Raw genomic sequence first — 13,681 nt, 5'->3', positions numbered from 1 at the left:
GCGTTATCCCTTCGAGGGGGAGAGGAGCTCGACGTCGCCGTCGAACTGCCACAGGGGGTTCGGTGCGTCCCCGGTCGGGGTGCGGACCAGGAAGTAGCCGTTGACTTCCTTCGGTCCGTCGCCGTCGGCCACGAAACGACCGTCTGGGGTGACGTCGAGCTGGTAGACCGCCGATCCGGCGGCCTCGACGCCAGGGAGATGCCAGGAGACGACGCACCGCCAGTCGTTGCCCGGTCCTTCGGCGGCGACCCGGTCGCTGCCCTTGTCGCACGCCGCCGTGGCCTGCAGACGCGCCTCGGTGACGGCGGGGCGGTTCAGCTGCGCGGTCTGCATCCGGTAGAGGTGGGCGAACGCGGTGGCCAGCGAGCGCTGCACCTTGTCCTGGGTGATCCCCGAGCCCGTGGCCGTGGTCGTCGCCGTGACGACCACGGTGGTCACGGCGATCAGCCCCACGAGCGGCAGCGCACCGGCCACGACCGCGCGGCGCGCCGAGCCGTCGTCGGTCGGGTTGGTGAAGTCGCGCCGCAGGAACAGCAGATACGCCAGCGCCGTCGCGGTCACCGCCCACACCAGGCTGACGGCGATGCCGGTGAGCAGCGGCGCGAGCTGGGCCGGGCTGGTGAACAGACCGTTCCAGGAGAGGAAGGCGGAGCCGGGCAGGGAGAGGCGTACGGCGACGGGCAGCGGCATCATCTGGGCCAGCTGCATCGCGAGCGCGACGACCGCGGGCAGCAGCAGCCCCACGGGGGACCGCCCGAGCGCGACCGACCCGAGCAGTCCGATGCCGGCGAGGGCCAGGGTCGGGGCGAGGACACAGGCCCAGGCGAGCAGGACCTTCTCCGCTGCGTCGGCCGGGGGCAGCAGGTGGCCGTCGAGGCCGACCAGCGGCTGGTTGCCGACCGCCAGGACTCCGCCCACCGTGCTGGAACACGCCAGCCCGGCGACGAGGAGCAGGATGACCGTCAGACTGGCCAGGGCCTTCGCCGCGAAGATCCGGCGCGGCGAGCGGACCGCCACGAGCAGGTGGCGCCAGGTGCCGAGCCGGTCCTCGGACGCGAACACGTCACCGGCGACCACCGAGGTCAGCAGCGGCAGCGCCCAGGTGCCCGCGAAACCCAGCGTCACCAGCGGCCCGGCCCACCCCGTGGCGTGCATCCAGCGGCCGAAGAGGGTGTCGGACGGGAGCGTGCTCTGCTCACTCACGCCGGCGACGAAGAGCCCCGGCGCGACCCAGCAGGCCAGGAGCAGCAGCCGGATGCGCCAGTGCGCGACCAACTTGACCAGCTCGAACCGGTAGCAGCGGGTCACCGGAATGCGGGGGGTCACCTGGACGGGGGGTGGGGGGAGGGGCTCGGTCATCCGGACGGTCGTGGTCATGCAGCGGTCTCCTGCCGGGTGGTGAGGGCGAGGAACGCGGCCTCCAGGGGCGACACCACGGGCGCGAGTTCGCGTACCGCGATCCCCGCGTGCACGAGCCGTGCCACCAGTGCGTCGAGGGCCGGCACCGGCGCCCGGACGACGAGCACCTCGGCGGCCTGCCGCACCTCGGTCTCGTCGAGGATCCGGATCCCGTCCGTACCGGCGGCCACCCGGCGGGCGGCCCGCGGGTCGGAGGTGAGCAGCCGGTAGTCGAGTTCACGGTTCTCGGCGGCCAGCTTGCCCAGCGGCCCGGAGAAGACCACGCGCCCGGTGGCGAGGATGGTGACCCCGGAGCACAGGGCCTCCAGGTCGTCCATGCGGTGGCTCGACAGCACGACACTGGTACCGTCCGCCGCGAGCCGGCCGAGGACACCGTGCACGTGCTTCTTCCCGGCCGGATCGAGTCCGTTGGCCGGCTCGTCGAGCACCAGCAGCCGGGGCCTGGTGAGCAGGGCGGCGGCGAGACCGAGCCGTTGGCGCATGCCGAGGGAGAAGCCGCGGGTCCGGTCGTCGGCGACGTCGGTGAGCCCGACTTCATCGAGCACGTCGTCGACCCCTGCCGTCCGCACGCCGTGACCGCGCAGGGCGGCCAGCGCGGCGAGGTTCTGCCGCGCGGTGAGCGACGGGTAGAGACCCGGCCCGTCCACGAACCCGGCGACACCACCGGGAGCGGCGAGCGCGCGCCCGACCGGAGTGCCCAGGATCTCGAGGCTGCCCCGGTCGGCGACGGCCAGGCCCAGCAGCAGCCCGAGCAGCGTCGTCTTGCCGGCACCGTTCGGTCCGACCAACCCGTGGATCTGCCCCTGCGTCACGTCCAGATCGACGCCGTCGAGTGCGACGACATCACCGAAACACTTGCTGATCCCACGGGCTCGGACCGCGAGGAATGCGTCCATGGTCCCCTTCTTCCAAAGCCCGGAAGGAACTTAGGGACCGCAGACAGCGCGTGCGGGGACAGCGGGTTGAACGTACTCGGAACGACTCGTCAAGGCATCGGCAAGTCCGTGTGCACGGAGTAAAGCCGGCATGGGCGCCGCCCGGACGGTGGCGACGTCCCGGACGAGGTCGATTCCCGCCTCGGCGGCCCGGACTCACCCGCCCCGCTGCTGTCCGGGAAACCGGGCGGGTGGGTCCAGGCGATGCACCCATGGTCCCGCCGTACCGCGATGACCGAGCTTTGCGCTCATTCAGCACGCAAAGCTCTTTGCGCTCAGGAGGTGATCGGAAGGTCCTCGCGCGCCTGTTCCAGGTCGTCCTCCCAGATCCACAGCCGGTGGTGGGGCGGCACGCGGTGGTAGCCGTACAGGCCGGTTTCGGTCAGGTCCCGCAGGTCCACGCACACCCGCTGGTAGGCCTGCCCGATCGCCTTGGCCGGATCGGGCACCTCCCGGGCACCGAGCTTGATGCAGGCCCGGTACTCGTATCCCAGCAGCAGGTCCTGTCCGAACTGCGCCCAGGCGCCGAGCTGTTGCGTCCATGCCGTCTCCGCCTCGTCCACCAGCAGGTTGAGGTCGGAGGAGGGCGGGATGGAGGGGTAGATGAGGAAGGTGGCCGCCCAGCCGAGTGCCACCATGTCCAGGTTGAACGTGCGCCGGCGCGGGTCGTCGCGCGGCGGCAGCGGATCGGACGCACTGCCGCTGAACCAGGGCGCGGTGTAGGCCAGCAGACGTCCGTTGCTCTCGACGAGCTCGCCGGTGGCGATCACGGCCAGTTTGCGCTGTGAGCCGTCGGGGCGGGTCAGGCGAGTGGCCACCATGTCCTTGTGCGCCTCGGCCGCCGCCTTGCCCGCGGCCTGGTGCCGCTGCGCGGCGTCCGGAGTGATCCGGGAGACGAGATGGTCGCGCAGATCCTGCGGCAGCGCGTCGTAGGTGCCGTCCAGCAGTCGCGCCTTGGTGCGCTCCAGAGCGGCCTGGGCGGTGGCGGGCGAGCCGCCGAACTGGCTTTCCGGGGTGTCGATGGACACCATACGGATCGCCATTTCGATTTTTGGGGTGTCGCCGTCGGTCACACTCACGAACGCGTAATCGTTGGCGGGACGGCTGGGACCCACGAAGCCGAGATCTATCATGGTCTTTTCCGGTTTCAATTGACTGTTGAACGTCAATTCGTACGAGGCACCGGCGCCGTTGAGTGAGAGTGCTGTCTTCAGTATCTTTCGCCGAGGGAATGAACGCCAATGCTGCGCAACCGTTGGCAACGGGCTCGCTCAGCCGCCGGCCGGGTAGAGCGCGGCGAGCGCGGCGATCACGCGGGAGATCGCCTCGACCGCCTCCGGCGGATCCAGCACCTCGACGTCGGTCCCGAACTGGAGCAACTGGCAGACGGCGGCCGGCACCGGGTAGTCCAGCTCGACGATGAGCCATTCGTCGTCGGCCTCGCCGACGACTCCGCGGAAGTTCGCGCGGGTGAGCCTCTGCAGCATGTCCAGGCGGCGGCGTCTGACCCCGGCCCGGACCACGGTCCCCGGCTCGCGGTTCTCCACTCGCCGCCGCAGTTCCTCCCACACCCGCGCCAGTTGCGTCCCGTCCCGGCGGCGTACGGGCTCGGTGGTCACGGCGACGCCCCCGAGCCGGTCGGTCCGGAACAACTGCGCCTGCCCGGCGTGGTCGGCGACCAGGTACCAAGTGCCCGCCGTGGACACCAGCCCGTACGGATCGACGGTGTAGGTGTGCACCGAGGTGCTGCCGCTGTGCCGGTAGGCGATGCGCAGCCGGCGGTCGGCGAGGACGGCGTCGTACAGCTCGTCCATCCCGGACGCGTCCTGCCGCGGCCCCGGGAGCCAGCCGTCCGGGTCGATCAGCAGCCGCCGGCTGTGTCAGTTCGGCCACCGGCCGGTGCGGCGCGGGGAGCGCGGCCATCATCTTGCGCGACGCGGAATCCATTGCCCGGTCCAGCCCCAGCGCCGAGTGCGCGCTCCGGCGCACGAGGACGAACAGGGCCTCGCCCATCAACTCGCCCGCTCGCGCCGCAGTTGCGCTGCTCTGGCAGCCTCCTCCGACTCCCGGAGCAGCACCGCGCCTCAGCGGTGGTGCTCCGGATCGGACACCCAGACCTTCAGCGCAAGCCCGGAGACGTCCTCCCAGTTCCCCGCCCCCTCGCGCAGGAGGCCACGCAGCGATTCGGCGTCGTGATCCGCGTCGGTCAGGTCCCACCAGGCGATCATGGCCTTCATGCGGCTCAGTCTAGGAACGCCGCGATCCCACGGTCCGCCGGTACTCACGGCACCCCCCGGCACGCGCCGGGCGCGGGCTGAGTACCGGCTGTTCCCGCGTGCCCGCGGTCACCGATGATCGGACGCCCGCGGTGCGCCGGCCCGGCATCGGGACCGGTCAGCCCCGGCCACGGCCGTCCGACGCGTTCGAGAAGCCCACCTGAGGAGGACTTGTGGTGCGCGCCGAGCAGTCGATTCTCGATCTGCCCCACGACGCCGACCCGGACCCTGACGAACTGGTCCGGGCCGCGATGCGCTGGCACTTCGGCCCGGACACGGGCTCGCCGTTCTGGCTCGCGCGGGCGGCGTCGCTGGACTTCGATCCGCTCTCCGACGTCAAGACGTACGACGATCTGACGCCGCCGCCTTGCTCGAAGGGCTCCCTGCCACGGGTCACTTCGCTCGATACGTCAGTCACAAGGAAGACCCGGAGAGGATCCGCCACGGCCGTGAGCCCAGCGGGGATGCCACCCCTCAGTGGTCATGGAGCGCCCTGGAGTGAAAGACTGATTCGTTCGATCAGTCGGACATTGTTCGAAACCTATTGACGCTGCCCTGGGCGTCGACTGAAACTCTCGCAACACACGTCACCTGCGTGTAACGGCGGGTTCACGGCACGGGCTTGCCGTCACATCGTCGGCCTCGATCGCGTTCCGCCTTGTCCGTCATCCGCCATGCCTCAGCAGGGAACCTCGACATGACGCACGTCGCACGATGCGCAAGACTTCGCAGCCGCGCGAGACGTCGGGCGGGTCAGCTCGCCGGACTGATCGCCGCCTCGATGCTGCTCACCCTCGCCGGACCCACCGCCCCGGCGACGGCCGCACCGGCGGTGCCGGCGGCCGAAGCCGCGGACATCACCGACGGCCTGGCCCTGTGGTACAAGCTCGACGCGGACTCCGGCGGCACCGTCACCGACGCCTCCGGCCACGGCCGCAACGGCACGCTCAACGGCAGCGCCGACTGGTCGGCATCCGGTGAGGGACTCGCCTTCAACGGGTCGGACACCTACCTCAAGGTGCCGGACGACGTCATGAAGGGCATGAACTCGATCACCGTCTCCCTGGACGTACTGATCGACCCCGCCCAGAGCACGCCCTACTTCCTCTACGGCTTCGGCAACACCAGCGCGGGCAGCGGCAACGGCTACCTGTTCACCACCGGCAACTCCTTCCGCACATCCGTCGCGACGGGCAACTGGTCGACCGAGCAGACCACCAAGCCGTCCGACTCCCACAACCTGACCCGGGGCGTCTGGAAGCACATCACCTACACCCAGACCGGTTCCACCGGCGTGCTCTACGAGGACGGCGTCGAGGCCGGCCGCAACACCTCGGTCACCACCACGCCCGGCGCCATCGGCTCCGGCACCACCAAGGCCAACTACATCGGCAAGTCCGTCTACGACGGCGACAGGCTCTTCAAGGGCCGGATACGCGACTTCCGCGTGTACGACCGGGCCCTGGACGGCTCGGAGGTCGAGCAGCTCTCCCTCCCCGTCGCCACGCAGGGCGTCGCCGACGACAAGGCCGCGCTGAGCCTCGGCGACACCAGCGGCGTCACCTCCGACCTGGAACTGCCCAGGACCGGCCCCGCCGGCGGTTCCGCCATCACCTGGGCCAGCGACAACCCGACCGTGGTGTCCGACACCGGCAAGGTGACCCGCCCGGAGGCCGGTTCACCCGACGGCCGCGCCACGCTCACGGCGACCCTGAAGAAGGGCACCGTGACCGGCACCAAGACCTTCGACGTCACGGTCCGGTCCGCGCTCGACGACGACGCCGCCACCCGGGAGGCCGCCGAGGCGCTCACGGTCCACAACCTCGACGACGCGCGCGGCAACCTCACCCTGCCCGAGAGCGGCAAGTACGGCACGGCCGTGACCTGGTCCTCTGCGAAGCCGGACATCGTCTCCGCCGACGGCGAGGTCCACCGCCCCGCGCACGGCGACGGCGCCACCACCGTCGAGCTGACCGCCACCGTCACCAAGGGCGAAGCGAAGGCCACCCGCGTCATGACGGCCAAGGTGCCCGAACTGCCCGCCGAGGCGGCCCTCAAGGGCTACATGTTCAGCTACTTCACCGGCGAGGGCACCTCCGACGGCGAACAGCTCTACGCAGCCCTCAGCAAGGGCAACGACCCGCTGCACTGGCGGGAGTTGAACGACGGCAAGCCCGTCCTGACCTCCACGCTCGGCGAGAAGGGCCTGCGCGACCCGTTCATCATCCGCTCCCCGGAGGGCGACAAGTTCTACCAGATCGCCACCGACCTCAGGATCTACGGCAACGGCGACTGGGACGCCTCCCAGCGCACCGGCAGCAAGTCCATCATGGTCTGGGAGTCCACCGACCTGGTGCACTGGACGAACCAGCGCCTGGTCAAGGTCTCACCCGACAGCGCCGGCAACACCTGGGCGCCGGAGGCCTTCTACGACGCCGAACGCGGCGAGTACGTCGTCTTCTGGGCGTCGAAGCTGTACGACAACGCCGACCACTCCGGCGACACGTACAACCGCATGATGTACGCCACCACCCGCGACTTCTACACCTTCAGCGAGCCCAAGGTCTGGATCGACCGCGGCTACTCGGTCATCGACTCCACGATGATCCGGCACGACGGCACGTACTACCGCCTGTCCAAGGACGAGCGGAACAACACCTCCTCCACCCCCAACAGCAAGTTCATCTTCCAGGAGAAGAGCGATTCGATCCTGAACCCGTCCTGGACCCCGGTCGCCGAGGGCATCGGCAAGGGCGCGATGAACGCCGCCGAGGGACCGCTGGTGTTCAAGTCCAACACCGAGGAGAAGTGGTACGCGTTCCTCGACGAGTTCGGTGGCCGCGGCTACATCCCGTTCGAGACGACCGACCTGGACTCCGGCACCTGGACCCCGTCCACCGGCTATGACCTGCCCGCCAAGCCCCGGCATGGCACCGTGCTGCCGGTCACCCAGGCCGAGTACGACCGGCTGCTGCGCGCCTACCAGCCCGACCAGGTCGTGAAGAGCGTCGAGGACGTGTCGGTGAAGACCCGGGTCGGCGAGGCCCCGGTCCTGCCCGCCACGGTGATCGCCGAGTACGCCGACGGCGCCAAGCGGCCCGTCGCGGTCACCTGGGAGGACGTGCCGGCGTCGAAGTACGCCCAGGCCGGCACCTTCACCGTGACCGGCAGCCTGCCCGACGGCACCGCGATCCCGGCCCGCGCCGAGGTCACCGTGTCCGCCGGGGGGCCGGACGTCCCGGCCGACCTGCTGCTGCGCTACGACTTCGACGAGGCCGGCGGCAGCATCGCCCGTGACTCCAGCGGCCACGGCTACCACGGCACGTACGTGCGCACACCCGACTTCGGCACCGGTGTCGATGGCGGCTCGTTCAAGATGTCCGGCGACTCGTCGAGCTCGCCGTACGTGAAGATCCCGAACGGTGTGCTGAAGAACGCCGACAGCGTGACGGTGTCGACGTACGCCAAGTGGAAGGGCGGCGGCAGCTTCCAGTGGCTGTTCGGACTCGGGCCCGACAGCGACAAGTACCTGTTCGCCACCCCGTCCAACGGCGGCTCCAGTCTCTACTCGGCCATCACGAAGGCGAGCTGGTGGGCGGAGTCGAAGCTGACGGCCGGTTCGCAGCTCACGCCCGGCCAGTGGCGGCACGTCACCGTGACGCTGGACGGGGCGACCGGCACGATGGTCCTGTACGCCGACGGCGTCGAGGCGGCCCGCACGACGACCACCATCAAGCCGTCCGAGCTGTACGACGCGGCCAAGGACCACAGCGGCTACATCGGCCGGTCCCTGTACGCGGCCGACCCGTACTTCGGCGGCGAGGTCGACGACTTCCGCATCTACGACCGTGCCCTCACCGGCACCGAGGTCATGAAACTCAGCGGCAATACGACGGGCATCGCCAAGGCGACGCACCCGGCGCTCAAGGTCGACGCGCTCGTCGACAACGCGGGCGGCACGATCACCCTGCCGATGCAGGCGGGCACCGATCTCACCAAGCTGGCACCCGAGTTCAGCCTCGCCGAGGGCGCGACGATCAGCCCCGCCTCCGGCAGCACGCACGACTTCACCAAGTCGGTGACGTACGAGGTCACCGGGGCGGACGGCAAGAAGCGCACCTGGAAGGCATCGGCGCTGATCATGAAGACCCCGGTCCTGCCGGGCCTGAACGCCGACCCGAACATCGTGCGCTTCGGCGACACCTTCTACCTCTACCCGACGACCGACGGCTTCGAGGGCTGGAGCGGCACGCAGTTCAAGGCCTACTCCTCCACGGACCTGGTCCACTGGAAGGACCACGGCGTCATCCTCGACCTGGGGCCGGACGTCAGCTGGGCGGACAGCCGGGCCTGGGCGCCGGCGATGACGGAGAAGGACGGCAAGTACTACTTCTACTTCTGCGCCGACGCGAACATCGGCGTGGCCGTCTCCGACTCGCCCACCGGACCGTTCAAGGACGCCCTGGGCAAGCCACTGCTGAAGTCCGGTGACTTCCGCGGCCAGATGATCGACCCGGCGGTCTTCACCGACGACGACGGCAAGCAGTACCTCTACTGGGGCAACGGCCGCGCCTACGTCGTCCCGCTCGGCGACGACATGACCTCCATCGACACCTCGAAGGTCCAGGACATCACCCCGAGCGGCTACAACGAGGGCACCTTCGTCATCAAGCGCAAGGGCACCTACTACTTCATGTGGTCGGAGAACGACACCCGGGACGAGAACTACCGCGTCGCCTACGCCACCGGCCCCTCGCCCACCGGCCCCTGGACCAAGCGGGGCGTGATCCTGGAGAAGGACCTGTCCCTGGGCATCAAAGGCCCGGGCCACCACTCCGTCGTCCATGTCCCGAACACCGACGACTGGTACATCGCCTACCACCGCTTCGCCATCCCGGGCGGCGACGGCACCCACCGCGAAACCACCATCGACAAGCTGGAGTTCGACTCCGACGGCCTGATCGAGAAGGTCGTCCCGACCCTCGGCGGCATCGACCCGGTCACCGTCGTCCACGCCGGGCCGGACGCCACCGGCACCGAGGGCGAGGCGATCATGCTCGCCGGCACCGTCTCCGGAGCCGGCACCCCCAAGTGGACCGTCCAGGACGGCGCCCCGTGCACCGTCAAGGACCCGGCGGCGGCCCGCACGACCCTCACCTGCACCGACGACGGCACCTTCCGGGTCACACTGACCGGCGGACGCGGCACCGACACCGCGACCGTCGAGGTCTCCAACGCCGCCCCGTCGATCACCTCCGCCAAGGGCCCCGGCACGCCCGTCCCGGTCGGCAGGGCCGCCGTGGTCACGGCATACTTCGACGACCCGGGCACGGCCGACAGGCACACCTGCACGGTCGACTGGAAGGACGGCAGCCGGCCGACGACCGGCACGGTCACAGACTCGGGCTGCCGCGCCGCACACGTCTACGACGACGCGGGCATCCACCGCCCGGTCGTCACGGTCACCGACGACGACGCGGCCACGGACACCAGCACGCTCGCGGAGCTGATCGTCTACGACCGCGCCGCCGGACCCGCGGCCGGCGTCGGCACGATCACCTCGCCGGCCGGTGCCTACCCGGCCGAGCCGGGGCTGACCGGCAAGGCGGCCTTCACCCTGGACGCCCGGTACCGGAAGGGCGCCTCCGTCCCCACCGGCAAGGCCACGTTCGTCTTCGGCCCCGCCCGGCTGACCTTCCGCTCGACCGGCTCCGACTGGCTCGTGGTGAACGGCTCCCAGGCCGTCTACCAGGGCACCGGCGCGGTGGGCGGCAAGGACGGCTACGCCTTCAGAGTCACCGTCAGTGACGACCCGGACACCTTCCGCATCAGGATCTGGAAGAAGTCCACCGGTGATGTCCTCTACGACAACAGGACCGGCGCCAGGACGAAGGGCATCGTCACCGTGGGAACAGGACACCAGCAGCCTTAGATCCTGCACAGCACAGGGCGCCTGCCCGGCCATCCGCCCGGTCAGGCGCCCTTTTCCTGCGTCCGGCAGGAACCCGGCTTCTTCGGCTCGCCCAGTGCTACGCCGAGGCGGCCAGCCGCGGGGAGCGGAGCACGAGCAGGGTGATCTCGCTGGGGGCGAAGACGCGGAACGGCGGGCCCCAGAAGCCGGTGCCGCGGCTGGTGTAGAGGAGGGTGCGGGTGCCGTGGCGGCTCAGGCCGGCGAGGGCGGGCTGGTCGAGGCGGACCAGGTGGTGGAAGGGCCAGATCTGGCCGCCGTGGGTGTGGCCGGAGAGCTGGAGGTCGATGCCCTCGGCTGCCGCCCGGTCGACGAACTTGGGCTGGTGGGCCAGGAGCAGGACGGGCAGGCCGGGGTCGGCGCCGTCCAGGGCTCCGGCGAGGTGGGCGCGGTGGCCTGCCAGGCCGGAGGACTCGGCGGTGACGTCGTCCACGCCGGCGACCACGAGGGTGTCGCCTCCGCGTTCGAGCAGCAGATGGCGGTTGCGCAGCGGCTCCCAGCCCAGCTCGCCCATCAGGTCGACCCAGCCCTGGGCCTCGCTGTAGTACTCGTGGTTGCCGGTGACGTACACCCGGGCCCGGGTGGCGAGCACGGTACCGAGGGGGACTGCCTGGGCGCGGCGGCGTGCGGCCGTGCCGTCCGCGATGTCGCCGGTGTGGCAGACCAGGTCGGCTTCGAGAGTGTTCACCGTCTCGCACACCCGGGCCGACCAGCGGGCGCGGTCGAGCGGGCCGTAGTGGGTGTCGGTGATGAGGACGACGCGGAGGCCGTCCAACCCGGCACCCAGCCGCGGGAGTTGCACGTCGAGTCGGCGCACCCGCGGCACGCGGCGGGCTTCGGCGTACCCCCAGGCGAGGAGTACGACGGTGACGCCGAGTACGGCCCACGTGACGATGCGGGCCCGGTCCTGACTCTCGCCGACGCCGGCCAACGCCAGGGCGAGCCGCAAGAAGACGCCGAGCAGCACGGACCAGGTGAACAGAATCCAGCTCGTGCCCAGCAGGGTGTCACCGACGATGGCCGCCCGGTCCCGCTGGCGCCGGCCGTGGCCGCGCATCATCGCGAGCGGCATACCGACGAGCCCGAGGACGCACAGCGCGGTGCCGGCCAGGACGACGGGCAGCGGCCAGTGCTGGCCGGTGTGCAGGAGGACCCAGCAGGGCACGACCCACAGCAGGACGGGGGCGATCAGGGGGAGGTAACGCATCAGGCGGAGCAGCCGGCTCTGCCGCGGAGCTTCTGCTGCACTCTCGGCGGGTCGGGCGTCGCCGTCTCTCGCACTGTATCCGCTCGCCTGCGGGCCGACCGGACCGGCGTTCAAGGAGACGTCGTCGCGCGACCAGGGCGGGCTCGGCATTCCGCCGAGCCCGCCGTGCCGGCTCCCTCCCGGAGCCGGACTGGTCTCACGTCGTCAGCGCCGCAGTGTCAGCAGACCCGGGCGGTAGGGCCAGTAGCCGTAGTCGCCACCGGAGCTGGGGCTGCGACCCTGGTAGAGCAACTGCAGGTTGCAGGGATCGACGGTCATGGTCTGGTCGGGGCTGGTGCGGATCAGTTCGCCGTGGCTGATGTCGTTGGTCCAGGTGGCGCCACTGTTGGCCTTGCCGGCGAAGGGGTTGCTCTCGGTCGCCGCCTGGGGGGTCCATGAGCCGTTCAGGCTGGTGGCCGTGAACGAGCGGAAGTAGCGGCCCTGCGAGCCGATCGCCTCGACGATCATGAGGTAGCGGTTCTGGCCCTGCAGCTTGTAGACCTGCGGGGCTTCGAACAGGTTTTCCTTCGTGTCGCTCATGATCACGGTCGAGGTCGAGCCGAAGCTGCCCGGGAAGTTCCCGATCGGCATGCTGGCCCGGTAGATCTTGCCGTTGTCACCGGCGAAGAACAGGTACATGTTCGACCCGTCGGCGATGAGCGTCTGGTCGATGGGTCCGGTTCCGGAGTCGGAGATGCTTCCGGAGAACAGCGGCTGCTCGGACGACCAGCCGTTCGGGTTGGTGGGGTCGCTCGACGTCCGGTAGGAGAAGGCGGTCCTGCCCCACTGGTAGGCGAGCACCCAGATGTTCTTCGGCGCGAAGTAGAAGAGCGTGGGCGCGACCGTGGAGGTCGACATCATGTTCTGGCCGGCCGAGGCCATCTCCGACCAGTTGGTGAACGGGGTGAAGTTCAGCGAGCGCCAGGCCACTCCCGTTCCCGCGGCGCCGTGTGTCGTGGCGTAGACGAGCTGCTTGCCGTTGTAGGGGACGACGGTGAAGTCCTTGAGCGAGGCCCACCCCGGCTTGGGCTGCGCCAGCGCGCCCGTCGATGTCCAGCGGTACGTCGACGGGAGATCACACGGGCCGGGGGTGCCGGCGCCGACCTTGACGAGCTGCCACTGCTGGTTGGCGCCGCCCCAGTCGTCGTACTGGACGACGTTCGCGTTGTCGGCGGTGGAGGCGCCCTGCACTTCGAGGGCCTTGTTGCTGTGGCGCGAAATGAGCCTCACGTGGCCGTCGGAGCTGTCGGCCAGCCGCCACTGCTGGTTGGTGGCGTTCAGGTCGGTCCACTGGACGATCGAACCGCCGTTCGCGGTGGACCAGTTGTGGACGTCCAGGACCTTGCCGGAGTGGCGGGACTTGATGCGGTAGTAGCCGCCGCCGGCATCGACGAACTGCCACTGCTGCTGGGCCTGGTCGTTCCTGGTCCACTGGGTGATGCGGGCGCCGTCGCCGGTCGCCATGTTGTGGACGTCCAGGGCCTTGCCGCTGTTGCGGTTGACCAGCACGTACGAGGCGTTGGGGTCCACGGTCGCCGCCTCGGCGGGCTGGGCACCGAGGAAGGTCGCCACGAGCAGCAGGGGCGACAGGACGGCGAGTAAGCGTTTGAGACGGACCGGGGACGGGTGGCTGAGCCACATCACAGGGCCTCCTTCGGGGCGGGGTGGGGGTGCCGCCGATGAACCGCGGAGCAGCCGAGCCGGTGGTAGCGGAGCTCGAAAGTTTCGAGGAGTTCCCGAATCTCGACGCCACAAGCTAGGAAGGTGAGGCGCTCCGGTCAAGGCCTGTCGCTGTTCTGGCCGCAAACAGCGGGTACTCGAATGTTTCGAAGGGGAA

The 13,681-nt window shown here is 70.0% G+C and carries 8 protein-coding genes and 1 pseudogene; 2 read left to right on the top strand and 7 right to left on the bottom strand.

Annotated elements, in window-relative coordinates:
- Positions 1-3 precede the first annotated feature (3 nt).
- The 5 genes from C1703_RS03920 to C1703_RS38885 all read right to left on the bottom strand — a co-directional run bounded on the left by C1703_RS03920 (position 4) and on the right by C1703_RS38885 (position 4,591).
- Positions 4-1,359 carry an ABC transporter permease gene (locus C1703_RS03920; protein ID WP_114257279.1) on the bottom strand — a complete coding sequence of 452 codons (1,356 nt, stop codon included), beginning with the start codon at positions 1,357-1,359 and terminating at the stop codon, positions 4-6.
- A gap of 14 nt (positions 1,360-1,373) precedes the next feature.
- A complete protein-coding gene (locus tag C1703_RS03915; RefSeq protein ID WP_114250559.1) occupies positions 1,374-2,315 on the bottom strand; it encodes an ABC transporter ATP-binding protein in 942 nt (313 codons plus the stop codon).
- A 314-nt stretch (positions 2,316-2,629) separates the two neighbouring features.
- Entirely contained in the window at positions 2,630-3,397 is a 768-nt protein-coding gene (locus tag C1703_RS03910) for a nuclease (RefSeq protein ID WP_114250558.1), read from the bottom strand.
- Between the two features lie 228 nt (positions 3,398-3,625).
- Positions 3,626-4,168, bottom strand: coding sequence for a WYL domain-containing protein (locus tag C1703_RS03905; protein ID WP_232840404.1), 543 nt, complete (start codon positions 4,166-4,168; stop codon positions 3,626-3,628).
- 270 nt (positions 4,169-4,438) lie between these two features.
- A complete protein-coding gene (locus tag C1703_RS38885; RefSeq protein WP_157993080.1) occupies positions 4,439-4,591 on the bottom strand; it encodes a hypothetical protein in 153 nt (50 codons plus the stop codon).
- A 212-nt stretch (positions 4,592-4,803) separates the two neighbouring features.
- Between C1703_RS38885 and C1703_RS03900 the strand changes: the two are divergent.
- Together C1703_RS03900 and C1703_RS03895 are read left to right on the top strand one after the other, a co-directional pair.
- Positions 4,804-4,986: pseudogene (locus C1703_RS03900) on the top strand (phenazine antibiotic biosynthesis protein); the annotation flags it as partial.
- 341 nt (positions 4,987-5,327) lie between these two features.
- Positions 5,328-10,562 carry a family 43 glycosylhydrolase gene (locus C1703_RS03895; RefSeq protein ID WP_114250557.1) on the top strand — a complete coding sequence of 1,745 codons (5,235 nt, stop codon included), beginning with the start codon at positions 5,328-5,330 and terminating at the stop codon, positions 10,560-10,562.
- A 97-nt stretch (positions 10,563-10,659) separates the two neighbouring features.
- Here the strand turns inward: C1703_RS03895 and C1703_RS03890 are convergent, their stop codons facing one another.
- Together C1703_RS03890 and C1703_RS03885 are read right to left on the bottom strand one after the other, a co-directional pair.
- Positions 10,660-11,805 carry a metallophosphoesterase gene (locus tag C1703_RS03890; protein ID WP_232840403.1) on the bottom strand — a complete coding sequence of 382 codons (1,146 nt, stop codon included), beginning with the start codon at positions 11,803-11,805 and terminating at the stop codon, positions 10,660-10,662.
- Positions 11,806-12,009: 204 nt separating this feature from the next.
- On the bottom strand, positions 12,010-13,485 hold the full coding sequence (locus C1703_RS03885) for a non-reducing end alpha-L-arabinofuranosidase family hydrolase (protein WP_114250556.1): 1,476 nt from the start codon (positions 13,483-13,485) through the stop codon (positions 12,010-12,012).
- Positions 13,486-13,681: the final 196 nt, after the last annotated feature.

It is taken from the genome of Streptomyces sp. Go-475 (assembly GCF_003330845.1).
In the GTDB taxonomy this organism is placed as follows: Bacteria; Actinomycetota; Actinomycetes; order Streptomycetales; family Streptomycetaceae; genus Streptomyces.
This window is presented reverse-complemented; position numbering and strand designations above follow the sequence as displayed.